Origin of the sequence: Micromonospora sp. NPDC047762, assembly GCF_043204655.1 — a bacterium.
Taxonomy (GTDB): Bacteria; Actinomycetota; Actinomycetes; order Mycobacteriales; family Micromonosporaceae; genus Micromonospora.
On sequence record NZ_JBIDCQ010000001.1, the window covers coordinates 987354 to 1003905 of the forward strand.

General features: G+C 70.8%; 12 protein-coding genes and 1 pseudogene. 7 read left to right on the plus strand and 6 right to left on the minus strand.

All coding sequences use genetic code 11. The annotated features are described in order from the left end of the window. Positions 1–21: 21 nt before the first annotated feature. A complete protein-coding gene (locus ACGF3C_RS04800; protein WP_393218758.1) occupies positions 22–2544 on the minus strand; it encodes a putative bifunctional diguanylate cyclase/phosphodiesterase in 2523 nt (840 codons plus the stop codon). A 721-nt stretch (positions 2545–3265) separates the two neighbouring features. Here ACGF3C_RS04800 and ACGF3C_RS04805 point away from each other — a divergent pair. From ACGF3C_RS04805 to ACGF3C_RS04825, 5 genes are all read left to right on the plus strand, one after another. Continuing rightward, a complete protein-coding gene (locus ACGF3C_RS04805; RefSeq protein WP_393218761.1) occupies positions 3266–6370 on the plus strand; it encodes a BTAD domain-containing putative transcriptional regulator in 3105 nt (1034 codons plus the stop codon). 262 nt (positions 6371–6632) lie between these two features. Beyond that, the gene (gene moaC / locus ACGF3C_RS04810; protein ID WP_088987073.1) at positions 6633–7124 is read left to right on the plus strand and encodes a cyclic pyranopterin monophosphate synthase MoaC; all 492 of its coding nucleotides are present in this window, start codon (positions 6633–6635) and stop codon (positions 7122–7124) included. Further along, a complete protein-coding gene (locus tag ACGF3C_RS04815; RefSeq protein WP_393218764.1) occupies positions 7121–7591 on the plus strand; it encodes a molybdenum cofactor biosynthesis protein B in 471 nt (156 codons plus the stop codon). The genes moaC and ACGF3C_RS04815 overlap by 4 nt, the downstream gene beginning before the upstream one ends. A gap of 99 nt (positions 7592–7690) precedes the next feature. Beyond that, positions 7691–8950, plus strand: coding sequence for a molybdopterin molybdotransferase MoeA (locus ACGF3C_RS04820; RefSeq protein WP_393218767.1), 1260 nt, complete (start codon positions 7691–7693; stop codon positions 8948–8950). Beyond that, positions 8947–9375, plus strand: coding sequence for a molybdenum cofactor biosynthesis protein MoaE (locus ACGF3C_RS04825; RefSeq protein ID WP_130405760.1), 429 nt, complete (start codon positions 8947–8949; stop codon positions 9373–9375). Before ACGF3C_RS04820 ends, ACGF3C_RS04825 begins: the two co-directional genes overlap by 4 nt. A 3-nt stretch (positions 9376–9378) precedes the next feature. Here the strand turns inward: ACGF3C_RS04825 and ACGF3C_RS04830 are convergent, their stop codons facing one another. Both ACGF3C_RS04830 and ACGF3C_RS04835 read right to left on the minus strand, forming a co-directional pair. Continuing rightward, positions 9379–10845 carry a glycosyltransferase 87 family protein gene (locus ACGF3C_RS04830; protein WP_393218772.1) on the minus strand — a complete coding sequence of 489 codons (1467 nt, stop codon included), beginning with the start codon at positions 10843–10845 and terminating at the stop codon, positions 9379–9381. Positions 10846–11060: 215 nt separating this feature from the next. Then, entirely contained in the window at positions 11061–11606 is a 546-nt protein-coding gene (locus ACGF3C_RS04835; RefSeq protein WP_357201811.1) for a DoxX family protein, read from the minus strand. Between the two features lie 133 nt (positions 11607–11739). On the opposite strand from ACGF3C_RS04835, the gene ACGF3C_RS04840 reads away from it, so the two are divergent. Beyond that, a complete protein-coding gene (locus ACGF3C_RS04840) occupies positions 11740–12288 on the plus strand; it encodes an N-acetyltransferase (protein ID WP_357226344.1) in 549 nt (182 codons plus the stop codon). 7 nt (positions 12289–12295) lie between these two features. Here ACGF3C_RS04840 and ACGF3C_RS04845 read toward each other — a convergent pair whose 3' ends face one another. From ACGF3C_RS04845 to ACGF3C_RS04855, 3 genes and pseudogenes are all read right to left on the minus strand, one after another. Continuing rightward, positions 12296–13537, minus strand: a complete 1242-nt coding sequence (locus tag ACGF3C_RS04845) for an AAA family ATPase (protein ID WP_393218777.1) — start codon at positions 13535–13537, stop codon at positions 12296–12298. Between the two features lie 136 nt (positions 13538–13673). Next, complete coding sequence (locus ACGF3C_RS04850) at positions 13674–14123, minus strand: hypothetical protein (protein ID WP_393219099.1); 450 nt, start codon at positions 14121–14123, stop codon at positions 13674–13676. Between the two features lie 494 nt (positions 14124–14617). Further along, a pseudogene (locus ACGF3C_RS04855) lies at positions 14618–15103 on the minus strand (hypothetical protein); the annotation flags it as partial. A gap of 417 nt (positions 15104–15520) precedes the next feature. Here ACGF3C_RS04855 and ACGF3C_RS04860 point away from each other — a divergent pair. Then, a complete protein-coding gene (locus ACGF3C_RS04860; protein ID WP_393218780.1) occupies positions 15521–16549 on the plus strand; it encodes an EamA family transporter in 1029 nt (342 codons plus the stop codon). Positions 16550–16552: the final 3 nt, after the last annotated feature.

The following is a 16552-nucleotide window of genomic DNA, read 5'->3' on the forward strand; positions in this document are numbered from 1 at the left end:
ACGCAGTGGGCCGATGCCTGCTCAGGCGGGCAGGTGTGGCAGGCGGTCGGGCCTGGAGCGGCCGGACTGGCGGCGGTTCTGGCTCAACCGGATCACCGCCCCGGTGTCGTGCAGCGGCGCGGCGAGGGTGCCCGGTCGGCCGCCCGAGCCGCGCTGCATCGCCGCGAGCAGGGTGCCGGACGGCATCGGCCGGGCGAACAGGTGCCCCTGGCCGGCGACGCAGCCCAACTCCCAGAGGGCCCGCCGCTGCGGCTCGCTCTCCACCCCCTCGGCCACCACGTCCAGGTCGAGGCTGCGACCCAGGTCGAGGGTGGAGCGGATGACGGCGGCGGCCTCCGCCGAACTCTCCATCGTCGTCACGAAGCTCCGGTCGATCTTCAGCTCGTGAACCGGGATTCGGGAGAGCAGCGAGAGTGAGGAGTAGCCGGTGCCGAAGTCGTCCAACGCCAACCGGACGCCCTCGTCGCGTAGTCGGCTGAGCACCCGGTCGACCACGTCGAGTTGGCTGAGGGTCAGCGTCTCGGTCAACTCCAGGACCAGCCGGTCCGGTGGTAGGTCGTGTGCGCGGAGGCGAGCCAGCACCGAGCCGGGGAACCGCGCGTCGAGAAGGCTGCGCGGGGACACGTTGACCGCGACCGGTACGTCGAAGCCGGCGTCGCGCCAACTCACCGCCGCGATCAGCGCCTGGTCGAGGATCGCTTCGGCGAAGGCCGGTAGCAGGCCGGACCGTTCCACCGCCTCCAGGAACCGCAGTGGGTCGATCAGGCCGTGGGTGGGGTGGTGCCAGCGGGCCAGGGCCTCGGCGCTGGTCACCTCACCGGTGCCCAGGTCGACGATCGGTTGGAAGTTGACGACGAACTCGTGGTCGGCGACCGCGCGCGGTAGGTCACCGCCGAGGGTGAGGCGCCCGAGGTCGGCGGTGTCGCGGGTCGGGGCGTACGTGGAGATCCGCTGCCCGGCTCGCTTCGCCTGGTACATGGCCACGTCGGCGCGGCGCAGCAACTCGGCCATGCCGCCGTTTGACGGGGCGGCGGAGATGCCACCGCTGGCTTCGACGCTGATGCGCATGCCGTCCAACTCGAACGGCTCGTGCAGGGCGGCGAGCAGCGTCTCGGCCCGGTGCGCGGCGACCGCCGGGGCCGGCAGACCGCGCATGAGTACGGCGAACTCGTCGCCGCCGAGGCGGGCCACCAGGTCGCTCGGCTGGGCCGCACCCCCCAGCCGGTCGGCCACCTGCACCAGCACCTGATCGCCGGCGGCGTGCCCGAGCGTGTCGTTGACCTCCTTGAAATGGTTGAGGTCGATCAGCACCAGCGCGGTCACCCCTTCGGCATGGCGGGTGCTCAAGTGTTCGGTGCCCTCGTCGAGGAGGTGCCGGCGGTTGGCCAGGCCGGTCAGCGCGTCGTGCGAGGCCGCGTACGCGTGCTCGTCGGCGACTCGGGCCAGTTCGGCGTACGCCTGGGCGTTGCGGACGGCGGTGCAGAGCGCGGAGGCGAAGGTGCGCAGGGTGTACTGCTCCCGTTCGGAGAGCTGCACCGGGCCGCGGAAACGCAGTCGAAGCATGCCGACGTCGACCGTCCGGTCATGGCCTTCCAGCGGTGCCGGGACGACCGTGCCGTCCACGTCGGTGGGGGTGCCGGGGGGGCCGTCGAAGGTGATGCCGCCGGTGCCGCCGCGTACGGTGCGGCTGCCGTCGCTCAGCTCGATCTCGACCTCGTCGGCGGAGAACAGCTCGGCGGCCTGGGTGACGGCGGTGGTGAGGACGTTGTCGAGGTCGACCACGTTGAGCGCGTCGGTGGTGCGGGCAAGCCGCTGCCACGCCTGCTGCTCGGTGCGGCCTCGGATGCGCGCGGAGTAGGCCAGGTGCAGGCTCAGGACCAGGGGTGGCACGGCGAGCAGGAGCCGTGGGTCCATCTGGAGGGTGAGCAGGGTCAGGGCCGCCACCACGAACCGGACCGCGTAGCCGGCCAGGCGAAGATCCAGGTTGCTGCGGAACTGGGTCGAGATTCTGGTGCCGGAGGCGAGCGCGATCACGGGGATCGCCAGCAGTTCGTCGAGGAGGGCAGCGACTAGGTAGGCGACCGCCAGGATCCCGACCAGCTGTGGGGCCTGCATGGCGGGCCAGGTCCAACCGAGCAGCGCGAAGGCGGTGCCGGCCCCGGCCGCGACGAGGATGTTCTTGCCGACGCCGAAGGCCAGCTTGATGGGTGGAAGACGGGCCGAGGCGATGGTGATGCCGATGCAGGTGCAGAGGACCACCCAGGGAACGGGGGCAATGGCAGCCGCGATGACGATCGCCGCCTCGCTCCAACTGATCAGGTGCACCGTGGACCGGACACGTACGCGGGTCTTGACGAACGCACCCAAGGCGATCATGGCGGTCAGCGTGACCAGGGTCGCTACGTCGGGTGTCGGAGCCTCGGCCGCGGGGAAGGTCAATCTCAGGGAGGCGAGAGCAACGATCGTGGCCGCAACGACGAGGAGACCGACGATCAGCCGTAGCCGTCGATCGGTCCCGTCATCGCGTCGTTGTGAAGAGGCCACGCAACTCCTGGATTACCTCGCCTGTCGTACTCGCAACCATATCGCCGGGCGCTGCGGAAGTCCCGCATCGATGTCAGCCCCACTCGTTTCCGCGCATTTCACCCACCCTCCCCTTCGTGCGGTTGTCGGGCTCTGTTGGCGCCGACCCTCTACGAATGGAGCTTAAATGGGGTTAGCCCTAGTTAGGGACGATAAATGTCGTTATCCTCAACATTAGTTAATCCTGTGCGGATAAGTGACATTCTGTTTGCGTTCCGGTGCGGAGAGCGCTGGGATGCTTGCCTGTTGCATCCGGTCCGTTGCGGAATGTCGCGAGCCGCGACGACTGATTAGACCGCGCCCTCAGTGTGGCCGTCGGTGATGCCGCAACTCATCCGCCGATTCGGTCAACCGCTCGCCAGCTTCAGCCTGGCTCCCCTTCGCAGTGGAACATTGATGATGGTGGCACCGCCCTGGTCAGTTCCAGTCCCCGGAGCCGACGGCTCGTGCCGAACAAGTAGCTGAGGGCTTTCGCTCCTTCTTTCCCTGTTGCGGCAGCGGTCGAGAACGCCGAGGGCGCAGATGGTTCTTGCAATGTTCGCATTGCACTCATCGGCAGCGTCGCAGTGGGCGGCCGTAGGAGCGTATGCATCGACGGCTTGATTGGTGTCAGGTCGACATCCGGGTGCCCGTAAGCTTCGTTGCGTGATCGGCTGAATACCCCGCTGAAGCAGGGGGACGGGTGGAGATTCAACTTCTGGGTGGCCTCTCGGTGCAACTGCTGGCTCGCAAGCTGCACCTGGGTACGCCTAAACAGCAGGCTGTCTTCGCGATGCTCGCGGTCCAACCGGGGCAACTGGTGACCCTCGACGACCTGGTCGACGAGTTGTGGCCAGACAGCCCGCCGCGCTCTGCCGTGGCGAACGTCCGGACCTACGCCGCCAATCTGCGCCGTACCTTCGAGGCTCACGAGTCTGGTCGGGGTGTCATCGTCAGGCAGCAGAGCGGCTACCGCCTTACCGTCGGGCCGGAAGCTATCGACGTGTTCCGCTTCGAGATGGAGTGCGCCGCGGGCCGCGAAGCCCTGATAGCCGGTCACGTCGACAGCGCCCTGGAACGGTTGGGGTCCGCCGTGGCGCGCTGGCGGGGTGCGATGCTCGCCGGCATATCGCTCGGGCCGGTGCTCGGCGCACGCGTGGTGGCCGCCGAGGAGGAGCGTCTGCTGGCCGTGGAACTCCTTGCCGACGCGCAGCTCAGAGCGGGGCGCGGCGACCTGGCGATCCCCCTGTTACGGGACGCCATCGCCCGTCATCCCCTCCGGGAACCGGCGTACGTCCTCCTCGGACGGGCGCTGCACGAGCGTGGCGACCACGCGGGCGCGCTCCTCACGTACGACGAGGTTCGGGCGAAGCTGATGGCCGAGCTCGGCGTCCTCCCGGGTTCCGACCTTCAGGCTCTTCATCGCACGATCGTTTCGGCGGCGCCACTCCGGCGACCGGCGGACGGCGCCGCGTCCCGTCCGGCCGGCCAGAGTGCCCGCCGTCTCCCGAACCCGACTCCCACAGTCGGTGCCCTGATCGCTGAGACAGCGCCTCGGCCCGACGTGGTGGATCACCTTCCCCGAGCTGTCACCGACTTCGTCGGCCGGGAGGACGTGGTGTCGCGGCTGCTGGCGGAGACCTTGCGGGTCGAGGCGCGGGTGCCGGCCGTCCACATCATCGACGGCATGGCGGGCAGCGGGAAGACGACTCTTGCCGTGCACCTCGCCCGTCGGCTGTCCGATCGCTACCCGGACGCCGCGCTCTTCATCGACCTGTGCGGGCACGGTGAGAAAAACCGGGTTGAGCCGGCGAGTGCCCTGGTCACCCTGCTTCGACAGTTGGGCGTTCCCGCCGGTCGTGTACCCGTGGAGTTCGACGACAGGGTGGAGTTGTGGCGACAGGAACTGGCCCTCCGGCGGTCAGTGGTGGTGCTCGACAACGCGGCGAGCAGCGAGCAGATCATGCCCCTGCTTCCGGCCGAGCCGACCACCGTCGTGCTGGTTACCTCGCGGCGTCGTCTGTCCCACCTGGATGTCGGGCCCTCGCAGACGCTGCCGCTCCTGAACCCACGGGAGAGCGTGGATCTCCTCAGCCTGAGCATCGGTCGGGACAGGGTTGAGGCCGAGTCGGAGGCGGCCGCCGAGGTGGTGCGTCGGTGCGGGTATCTCCCACTGGCGATCCGGCTGGCCGGTGCGCGGCTGGCGCACCGGCGCGGCTGGCGGTTGGCGGACCTTGCCGAGCAGATGGCTGGCGATGCTCCGGCGCTGCACTACCTGGCTCAGGAGGAGAACACCGTCACCGGGGCCTTCGCCGCTTCCTATGAGCCGCTTGCGAGTTCGACCAAGCGTGTCTTCCGATTCCTTGGCCTGTATCCCGGTAGTCGCTTCAGTACGCCGGCAGTCGCCGCGCTGACCGGGCTGACGATCACGGATGCTCGCGCGGCGCTCGACGACCTCGTCGACAGGAACCTGGTGGAGGACGTGGACTCGACGCGATATCGACTGCACGACCTCATGCGGCACTACTCCATCGAGTTGTGTTCGCGTACCGACTCTGTGAGCGACCGAAAGGCCGGGCTGGCTCACCTGTTCGACTTCACTCTGGCGGTGGCGTTGAGGGTCGCCAAGACGCTGGAGCTCAACGACCTGGAATCTCGCGTCACACATGTCCCGTTCGGGCGACCAGAGCTGATCGACGCTATCGGGGAGCCCACTGCTGACTGGTTGGAAGCGGAGCGGACGGACCTTGTGACGATGGTGGGGGCAGCGCTCGATGAGGGCTTCCACGAGCACTCGTGGCGGCTGGCCCGTGCCCTCTGGCGATTCTGTTACATCCGCGGATACTTCGAGGACATCATCACGACCCACCGGCACGCGCTGACCGCAGCGGAAGCATCCGGGGACGTCGGTGCAACGGCATTGATGAACAACTACCTCGCTTCCGGATATATCCGGACTGGCGACAACCGAGAAGCACTGCACCATCTGACCCGCGCTGTCGCCCTCTCCGAAGACTCGCGGGACGTGCTCAGAACCGCGCGGTACCGCGCCAATCTTGCTGCTGTCTACTACTGGAGCGGCAACCTGACCGGAGCGGTTAGGGTCGGTTTTGAGCACCTGCGTGACTACAAGGGATACGGCAAAGCCAAGGTGCCGATGGCGCTGCCGAACCTCGGCATGGCACTCACCTCACTGGGGCGCTACGAGGAGGCGTTGCGCCTGCATCGCCTGCACCTGGCGTGGGCCCGGACGAACTCCGACGTCTTCCACACACTCAACGCCCTCAGCCATATCGGCGCCGTGCGGGTCCGGATGGGCGATCTGCCGCAGGCGATCCGAATACTCCTGGCCTCGTTGGCCCTCCGTGATCGCACCGGCCACCGATACGCCGAGGCTGAGGTGCGCAACGACCTCGGGATCGCCTATCGGGGTCTGGGTCGACTGGTGGAGGCCCAGCAGGAGCACGACTTGGCTCGGAAGCTGTCGATCGGTTCGGGGGAGCGACACGTCGAGGCGGCTGCGCTCAACGAACTCGGCCGCACCCTGCTGGCGCAGGGGCGGGGCGGTGAGGCGTTCGAGGTGCACCAGGAGGCGTTGCGGCTGGCCACTCGGATCGCGCATCCGCACGAGCAGGGTCGAGCGTTGGCTGGGCTCGCCGAACACTTCGCCCGCACCGACCCGGCCGAGGCGCGGCGGCACTGGGAGCGGGCGTTGGCGATCTTCCGGCGGATGGGAGTGCCGGAGCGCTTCGAAGCCGAACGTCGCCTCGCCGAGTTGGCCGGGGCGGCAGTGGTCGCGGAGCGCTGACCAGCCTGAACGGCGCTTATCGATTTCTTATCGGCAGGCCCGGTAACTTACCGGCCGTATCGACGAACGGGGGAGGTTCTGCCCCTGGGCAGAACCGGGTCGTCGACACGCGCCCGCTGCCGGGTCCCCCCAGCGACCTCGGCGGCGGGCTGGCGAGGGAGGAGCGGCGTCGGGGCCGTTGCGCCGTCAGCACCCGGTGCGGTCGCCAGCGTGACGCCGCTCCTTCCGACCGCCGTCGGACCACACCGATAGGCTCACGACCGTGACCGAACCCGCGCAGCTCAGCCACGTCGATCGCGCCGGCGCGGCCCGCATGGTCGACGTCTCCGCCAAGGCGGTGACGGGTCGGTTGGCCGTCGCGGCCGGCCGTCTGCGGACCACGCCCGAGGTCATCGACCTGTTGCATCGCGACGGGCTGCCCAAGGGTGACGCGTTGGCCGTCGGGCGGCTGGCCGGGATCATGGGGGCCAAGCGCACTCCTGACCTGATTCCGCTCTGCCACCCGATCGCGCTGCACGGTGTCACCGTCGACCTGCGGCTGACCGCCGACACCGTGGAGATCACGGCCACCGCCCGCACGGCGGACCGGACGGGGGTGGAGATGGAGGCACTGACGGCGGTTGCTGTCGCCGGTCTCGCCCTGGTCGACATGGTCAAGGCGGTCGACCCGGCGGCCTCGGTGGAGGCGGTCCGGGTGCTGCGCAAGGAGGGCGGCAAGACCGGCGAGTGGGTTCGGCCGGAGGACCGGCCGTGATCCGGGCTCGGGTGATCGTCGCTTCCAACCGGGCTGCGGCCGGTGTCTACGCCGACACCAGCGGGCCACTGCTCGTCGCCGGGTTGCGTGAGCTGGGCTGCCAGGTCGACGACCCGGTGGTGGTGCCCGACGGCGAGCCGGTCGGCGACGCTCTGCGGGCCGCCCGCGCCGACGGTGTCGACGTGGTGCTGACCAGCGGCGGCACCGGAGTGACCCCGACGGATCGGACCCCGGACGTGACGCGGGGCCTCCTGGATTACGAGATCCCTGGCGTCGCCGAGGCGATCCGGGCGCACAGTCGTGACCGCGTGCCGACGTCGGTGCTGTCCCGGGGCCTGGCCGGGGTCATCGGTCGGATGCTGGTGGTCAATCTGCCCGGCTCGACCGGCGGTGCCCGGGACGGCCTGGCCGTTCTCGGGCCGATCCTCGGCCACACCGTGGACCAGCTCCGCGGCGGAGACCACTGACCGCTCCGCACGACGGGGGCACTGACCGCTCTGCGGCGAGCACCGACCGGTGCGCGCCAGGCCCGGGCGGGTGTCGGTCCGGGCCGATAGGCTCGGTCGGTGAGCACGGAAACCGCACCCACCGCGGATCGGGTCACCGCACCCCCGCCAGCCGGGTGGGAAGAAGCCCGTTCGCGGGTCTACGCGGTCGGTCTGGCCGCCGCGCTGCCCGCCGCCGCCCGACCACTTGCCGACACCGACGGGTCGACACTGGCCGAGCCGTTGACCACCCGCACCGACCTGCCGGCGTTCCCGACCTCCAGCGTGGACGGCTGGGCGGTGCGCGGCCGTGGGCCGTGGCGCGTCGTCGGCCGGGTCCTGGCCGGCAGCACCCCCGCGCCGCTCACCGAGGACGACACCACTGTCGAGATCGCGACCGGCGCGATGGTGCCCGAGGGTGCCACCGCCGTGCTCCGCGTCGAGGAGTCCGCCGCATCCACCACCGGCCTGATCAGCGGCGTTCCCCGGGAGGCGCCTGAGTGGCGCGAGCCCGGCGAGGAGGCGTACGCCGATGAGGAGTTGTTGCCGGTCGGCACGCCGGTCGACCCGGCGGTGATCGGCCTGGCCGCCGCCTGCGGGCACGACACGCTGCGGGTCCGGCGGGTGCCGCGCGCCGCGCTGCTGGTCTTCGGCGACGAGCTGCTGACGGCGGGTCCGCCCGCGGCCGGTCGCATCCGCGACGCGCTGGGCCCCGCGGTGCCGGCCTGGCTGCGGCGCTACGGCTGCCAGGTCCGCCCGTCCGACGTGGTCGGCCCGGTGGCCGACACGCTGCCCGCGCACGTGGCGGCCCTACGCTCGGCGCTTGGCCACGCCGATCTGGTCTGCACCACCGGCGGCACGATGAACGGTCCGGTCGACCACCTGCACCCGACCCTGGAGGCGCTCGGCGCCGACTACGTCGTCAACACGGTGGCGGTTCGCCCGGGCTTCCCGATGCTGCTGGCCCGGCTGACCGGCCCCGACGGGCGAGCCCGGTTCGTGGCCGGGCTGCCCGGCAACCCGCAGTCCGCCATCGTCGCGCTGGTGTCACTGGTCGCCCCGCTGCTCGCCGGCCTCCAGGGCCGGTCGATGCCGGCGCTGCCACAGGTCACGTTGGCCGAGGCAGTGCCCGGTCGTGGTGACCACACCCACCTGGCGTTGGTCCGACTGGACCGGTCCGCCGGCGTCGCGTTCCCGGTCCGTCACGTCGGCTCGGCGATGCTGCGGGGCCTGGCCGGCGCGGACGGGTTCGCGGTCATCCGACCCGGCACCCGCGGTGAGCCGGGCGACCGGGTGCCGATCGTGCCACTGCCGTTGTTTCCCGGGGAGCGTGCGTCGTGACCGCACCAGCGATCACCTTCGGTGAGGTCACCGACCAGCCGCTCGATCTCGCCACGCACGAGGCGGCGGTCGCCGACCGCCGGGCCGGCGCCGTGGTGTCGTTCCAGGGCGTGGTCCGCGACCACGACCACGGTCGCCAGGTCACCAGCCTGGAGTATGAGGGCCACCCGAGCGCCGCACAGGTGCTGCGCGAGGTGGCCGCCGAGATCGCCGCAGAGCCCGACGTCTACGCGGTGGCGGTCTCGCACCGGGTCGGCCCCCTGGCGATCGGTGACGTCGCGCTCGTCGCCGCGGTGAGCACCGCGCACCGGGCGGCGGCCTTCGCGGCCTGCGCCCGGCTGGTCGACGAGGTCAAGGCGCGACTGCCGATCTGGAAGCGGCAGGTCTTCACCGACGGCACCGAGGAATGGGTCAACTGCCCCTGACGCTCAGCGGCGGCCGTTGACCACCACGGCCCGGGCGAGCCGGTCGCCGTAGAACGCCGGCTCCGCGCCGGGGCGCCAGGGCAGCGCGGCGACCAGGACGATCAGCGCGAGCGCGAGCGAGTTTTCCATCAGCGCCCCGAACAGACCGTCCTGGTAGTGCGACATCTCCGGCAGTTGGTGTTCGTACGGCCAGATCGGGGAGATCAGGAAGAGCAGGTAGAGCCCGATCGCGGCGAAGCCGTGGCGGAGCCCGGTCAGCGTCGGGTACCAGATCGGCGGGCGGAGGCCGTTGACGCCGGGTAGACCGCCGAACACCGGCCCCTGGCCGGTGCGCTGCGGCATCCCCCGGCTCGCCTCGCGGCGACGCACGGCGGCGTCGGCCAGCACGATGATCGCCGGGATCACCCAGACCAGGTGGTGCGTCCAGGAGATCGGGCTGATCACGTTCGCGGTGAGACCCACCAACGTGAAGGCGGTCAACTCGTCACCGTCGGCGCGGGAACTGGCCGCCCGGGACAGGCCCAGCGCCAGGACCAGCACCGAGAAGGCGAGCCACAGCAGCCCCGGGGTCTCGATCGAGTCGTACAGCCGGGCAAGCAGGCCGGCGAGGGACTGGTTGGGCGTCATGTCCGCCGCGCCGACGCGTTCGGTCTGCCACAGCACGCTGCCGAAGTAGGTCCGCGACTCGTCCCCGACGATCGCGAAGGTCCCCAACGTCACGCCGATCGTCGTGCCGATGGCGGTGGCCGCCACCCGCCACTGACGGGTGATCAGCAGGTAGGCGATGAACAGCGCCGGGGTGAGCTTGACCGCCGTGGCGAGGCCGATACCGGCTCCCGCCCAGGCCCCGCCGTAGATGAAGCGCAGCAGCGGCCCGTCTGTGGCGGCGTAGTGGGTGCCCCGGCGCGACCGCCAGCGAAGGCCGATCAGATCAGCCATGATCAAGGCGAACAGCAGGATGTTGACCTGGCCGTAGCCGAGCGTCTCCCGACCTGGCTCGATGGCGACCGCGAGCGGCACCGCCAGGGCCACAGTGAACCACAGTGGCCATCCCAGTCGGTCCACGATGGGTCGGAGCAGCCCGGCCAGTACCAGCGCCAGGGCGGCGATGCTGGCGGCGGCGTTGACCAGGCCGGCCGTGCCGATCGGCAGCTGCGCCATCGGCAGCATGACCAGCCCGGCGAAGGGCGGGTAGGTGAACCCGAGTGTGGTTTCGGGCGCGATGAACTCATAGAGCTCGTGACCGCTCGCCCACCACACCACGGCACCGTGGTAGATCTTCATGTCGAAGAAGTTGTACGGCCGCCCGAAGGCACCGATGGCAAGCCATGCGGCATAGGCGACGGCGGCCACGATGGCGCCCCGTACGACGTTCCTGCGATCGATCCCGCGAGCCACGCGGTCGATCCCGCGTGTCACACGTTGGATTGGGGCGAGGCGGTCCGCCCGTCTACCGACATCCGTCGGCATGGCGTGGCCACCCCCGTACCAAGGTCGTCCTACCCGTCCAGGTCCTGCACGGAGCCTAGAACGGCGCCTCACGTCAGTGCCTCCCGCGTTATGCGACCGTGTCCGATCCCACACATGTTTTTGACATTTCCACCGCGTTAACGCCTACCGGGTGGTTCAGGTAATTCGCGGCCTTAGCGAGGGGTGGGGGTGAGACGGAGACGGATCGACGCAGGTCAGCCGGGGAGTCGACGTGCGGTGGACGCGGAGCGAACGGCGATCCGGGCCTCGCGCCGGGCGGTCCGGACGGCACGTTGCATGGAACGTCGAGAGTGGCCGATGCGATGGCCCGTCCGCCACCGCAGACCCGGCTTGCCGCCGGTGTCCGCGGCGGCGAGGAGCAGACCGCCGAGGAGCCCGAGGTTCTTCAGGGCATGAATCTGGTTGTTGTTCTTGGCGATCGGGTCGTCGTTGTTCCAGAAGGGATGCCCGGCGACTGTCACCGGCACCAGCGTGCCGGCCAGAACCAGCGCCGCGGGTCGGCTGAACCGGCCGGTGGCCAGCATCAGACCGGCACCGACCTGCACAGCCGCGTTGAGCCGGATCAGCGTCTCGGTCTCGGTGGGGAAGCTCGGGTGTGCCTTCTTCAGCATCGGCGCGACCTTGTCGGTCACCGGTTTGGCGGCCACCGCGAGCCGGCCGGGGTCGCGTAGGTTGCGATACCCGCTGACCACGAAGATGCCGCTCAGCATGGCGCGGGCGAGGGAACGTACGGGCGTCATGGATCAGTCATACCCCCTCGCGACGTTTGCTACCCCGTCAACCGCAGGATCGGATTGGTGTTCGTACACGTGCGCCACGCCGAGTCAAGCGACCGTCACGGATGGACGGGCGCTGGCGGGTAACGTCGCGCGGGTGACCACGCTGCGGCTACGCCCCGAGGACCCGGCCGACGCCGGCCCGGTCCGCCGCGTACTGGCCGCCGCCTTCGCCCGCCCGGACGTGGCGACGCCGCCGGAGGTCAGCCTGGTCGAGGAGCTGCGCGACACCGCCGCCTGGTTGCCGGAGTTGGCCATGGTCGCCGAGTACGGCGGTGAGGTGGTCGGATACGCGCTGCTCACCCGGGTGCGGCTGCGGCCGGAGCGAGGCTTGGACGTGCCCGCCCTGGCTCTCGGCCCGGTGGCGGTCGCGCCGCACCGACAGCGTGTCGGGCACGGCACGGCGGTGGTGCAGGCTGCCCTGGATGCCTCCACCGAGTTGGGCGAGCGGCTCGTCGTCGTCCTCGGTGCCCCGGTCTTCTACCGCCGGTTCGGGTTCGGCCCGGCGAGTGAACTCGGCCTGACCAGCCCCTGGGCCGGCCTCGGTGAGCCCTGGCAGGCGCTGGTGCTGCCGCCGTCCACCAGCGAGGAGGGCCCCCCGCCTCGCGGTGAGGTGCTCTTCCCGGCCCCCTGGTCGAAGGTCTGACCGGGCCTCAGGCCGGCTGCGTCCGCAGGTACCGGCCGAAGTGCGGGACGGTGAAGGCGACAGTGCCCCGCTCACCGGAGTAGATCAGCCCCTTCTTGATCAGCGCATCCCGGGCCGGAGACAGACTGGCCGGCTTGCGGCCGAGGGCACGGGCGATCTCCGCGGTGGGCACCGCGGCGTCCATGTCGTCGCGGACCACCTCGCCGGGCTCGCCCTCGACCGCGGACATCATGGCCATCGCCCGCATGTACTCGCGCTCGGCGGGAGTGGCCCGTTCGAACCGGGAACCGAAGAACCCGACCGCCAGCTCGGCCTCCGCCTCGGGAGCGGCCACCCGCACGTCGGCGGCGGTGATCGGCGAGCGTGGCGCGTGGTCCCAGGTGGCCTTGCCGTACGCCTGGACGAAGTAGGGATAGCCGCCGGACTTCTCGTAGAGCAGGTCGAGCGCCTTCTGCTCGTACTCGACCTCCTCGCGCTCGGCGGGCGCGCAGAGCGCCCGGTCGGCGGCGATCCGGTCGAGCCGGTCGATGCGTTGATAACGGAACAACCGTTCGGAGTACGACTTGGCGGCGCTGAGCACCGCCGGCAGGTGCGGAAGGCCGGCGCCGACGACGATCAGCGGCGCGCCGAGCTGGGACAGCTCGTGGCAGGCGGCGCAGAGCGCGGACACGTCCTCCGGGCCGAGATCCTGCATCTCGTCGATGAAGATGGCGATGCCGGTGCCGACGTCGCTGGCCACGGCGGCGGCGTCACTGAACAGTTCGACCAGGTCGATCTCGATGTCGCCAGAGTCGGCCCGACCGCTGGCGGCCGGCACGTCGATGCCGGGCTGCCACCGGTCGCGCAGCTTGGTGGCGGCACCGGCCCGGCTGGTCGGGTTGGACCGCTGGGCGAACGCCTTGAGGACGCCGAGGAACGCGTCGATGCGGTCCGGTGCGCGGTGGCGGGGGGCCAGCTCCCGGACGGCCATGTGCAGTGCGGCGGCGACCGGTCTGCGCAACGACTGGTCCGGTCGAGCCTCGATCTTGCCGCTGCCCCAGAGCCGGTTGATTGCCTGCGAACGGAGCGTGTTGAGCAGAACCGTCTTGCCGACGCCCCGCAGCCCGGTGAGCATGAGGCTGCGCTCGGGTCGGCCCCGGGCGATGCGCTCGAGCACGATGTCGAAGACGTCCAGCTCTCGCCCCCGCCCGGCAAGTTCGGGCGGACGCTGACCGGCGCCCGGCGCGTACGGGTTGCGGACCGGATCCACGCATCGCAGATTATCGGGCCGTCTAGCTGCGAGGCTAGACATGGATAGATGGGGCTACCGGCGTGTCGAGACTGTCGACCACAAACTAGGGCTGTCTAGCGTCCACGCTAGACAGCCCTAGTTTTGGCAACAGGCTTTAGCGCTCCTTCAGACAGAGCACGTAGTCGAACAGGTCGACCGAGTTGTCGTGCACATAGTTCGCGGTCGCCTGCGGCGCGAGCATCTCGCACCGGTCACCGTCGGTGGTCGCCGGAATCCGCAGCAGCACCTGATAGGTGTTCGGGCCGCAGGGCACCTTACGGAGCTCCGCGTCGCTCTCACTGCCGTCGTTCACCACGCAGTCACCCCTGGCGAACTCCGGGCCCGGAGTCGGGGCGGCCGACGTCGGAGCGTCGCTGGGCAGCGCGGGTGGAACGCCCGGGGCACTCGTCGACGGGGCCCGCGCCGCGTCACTGCCAGCGTCGGCCACCTTCCAGACTGCCCATCCGGCCAGGCCGAGGCACGGACAGAGCACGAGCAGCACCACCACGGTGATGATCAGAGCGACGTTGCGGCCGGTCTTCTTCGCCGGCGCGACGGGCGGCATACCGTAGCCGCCGGGAGGCTGCTGACCCCAGGGCGCCGGTGGCTGCCCCGGTGCCGGCCCGGCCGGCTGACCGGGCATCGGGCCCGCCGGTGGGTACGGCCCGGCCGGTGGGTACGGCCCGGCCTGCGGTGTCGAGCCGGCGGGTGGGTACGGCCCGGCCGGCGGTGTCGGACCCGCTGGCGGGTACGGGCCGGGCGGTGGGTAACCCGGGCCCGAGATGGGCGGCGGCGCCCACATGGGCGCGGTCGGCGGCTCCGGATCGGTGGGCGGCGGCGCCCACATGGGTGCCGTCGGTGGCTCCGCGCCAGCCGGCGGGGGACCCCACTGCTGCCGGGTCGGGTCGTCCGCGGGCGGCGGCGTGCTCTGCAGCGGCACCGTCTCATCGACCGGTGGTGAGCTGTCAGGCCCGTTGGGCGGGCGCTGGTACGGATCGTCCGGCTGGTCGGAACCCGCAGGTCCGTAGGTCGTCATGTCATCCCCGGGGGTGGGTGGTCTCAGCGTTGCTTGAGGCAGAGGACGAAGTCGAGAGTGTCCAGCTCACTGTCGAAGAAATACCAGTTGGTGTAGCCCTCGACCTTGGCGCACTTGGCCTCGGCGTCCCGCTCGCCGCTGGTCGGGCCGTCGATCCGGCTCAGCACCTCGTAGGACTTCGCGGTACAGCCGCTGATCAGCAGCTTCGGCTTGCCACCAGCGGTGCCGTCGTTGCGGACGCACTGGCCGACCTTCGCGAACCGTGGATCGGCCGACGATTCTGGCGCGGCCGCGCTCGGCGCGGGCTCGACCGCGTCCGCGCTGGGTTCACCAGCAACGGCCGAGTTGCTCGGCGCGGCTGCCGGCGGCGGGTCGCTCGGCCCACTGCGCAACCAGAACGCCCCGGCGGCGGCCACCACCAGCAGTAGTACGACGGCCAGTACCGCGATCAGCGGCCCCCGACCGCGCCGGCTCGGTGCCGGATCCTCGCCGTACGGGTCGTCGGGCCGGTACGGCTGCCCGCCGTAGGTCGGGGTCGGCTGGTACGGGCCGCCGTAGGGCGAGCGGGACTCGTGGCCGTAGGGCGTGGCCGTACCGCCGCCGTAGGGCGCGTCGGGTGCCGCACCGTAGGGCGCGTCGGGCGTCGCACCGTAGGGCGGGGTGGGTGGGCCGCCGTACGCCCCGGGTCGTCCCTGCGCTGTGGGCGGGTACGACGGGACCGCCGGCGGGTAGGGCTCCGCCGCCGGCGGGTAGGGCTGCTGCGGCGGTCGACCGGGCGTCTCGTCGGGTCTCTGCCCACGCCACGGCCCCGGGTGGCCGCTCCCCGGTTGTCCGTAGTTCGTCATGCCGCCCTCCTGCACAAGTGGTGAGAGGCCGGCCACCAAAGCGCGACGCGGGCTCCGGGGTCACCGTAGCGTGGTCCACTGATGAGCTCACCTCCACCGAGCGCCACGGCCCTCGCCGGCCGTCGTGCCAACAGCACACCGACCCTGATCTGGACCGCGTTGATCGTGGTCTACGTGCTCTGGGGGTCGACCTATCTGGCCATCCGGATCACAGTGGAGACGATGCCTCCGCTGCTGTCGGCCGCGCTCCGCTTCGCCGTGGCCGGCCTGGTCCTGGCGGTGGTGCTGCGACTGCGTCGAGGCCCCGGCGCGCTGCGGGTGGACCGACGGCAACTCGGCTCGGCCGCCTTGGTCGGGGTGCTCCTGCTCAGCGCCGGCAACGGCCTGGTGGTGCTCGCCGAATCAGGGCCGCCGGGAGTGGCGCTGCCGTCCGGGATCGCCGCGTTGCTGGTGGCCACGGTGCCGCTGCTGGTCGTGCTGTTGCGCTCGGCCACCGGGGACCGGCCGCCGATCTGGACGTTCGCCGGGGTCACAGTGGGCTTCGCCGGCCTCGTCCTGCTGGTGCTGCCGAGCGGTAGTTCGGCAGCGGTGCCACTGGTCGGGGCGTTGACAGTGGTGGCGGCGGCCACCTCCTGGTCGGTCGGGTCGTTCCTGTCCGGACGGATCCGGATGCCCGCCGACCCGTTCGTGGCCACGGTGTACGAGATGATGGCCGGCGCGCTGGTGCTGGTGGCCCTCGCTGCCGGTCGGGGCGAACTGGCCGACTTCCACCCGGCGGCGGTGAGCACCCGGTCCTGGTTGGCGTTGGGCTACCTCATGGTGGCCGGCTCGCTGGTGGCTTTCACCGCGTACGTCTGGCTGCTGCACAACGCGCCGATCTCGCTGGTGTCGACGTACGCCTACGTGAACCCGGCGGTTGCTGTGGCGCTCGGCGCGCTGCTGGTGGCCGAGCCGATCACCCCGCAGGTGCTGCTCGGCGGTGCCGTCATCGTCGCCGGGGTCGCCGTGGTGGTGACCACCGAACGGCCGCGCCGGGCGGGCACGGGATCACGATCGAGGGATACGCCGGCATCACGATCGGGGGACACGCCGTTGCACGACCGCCAGTAACGT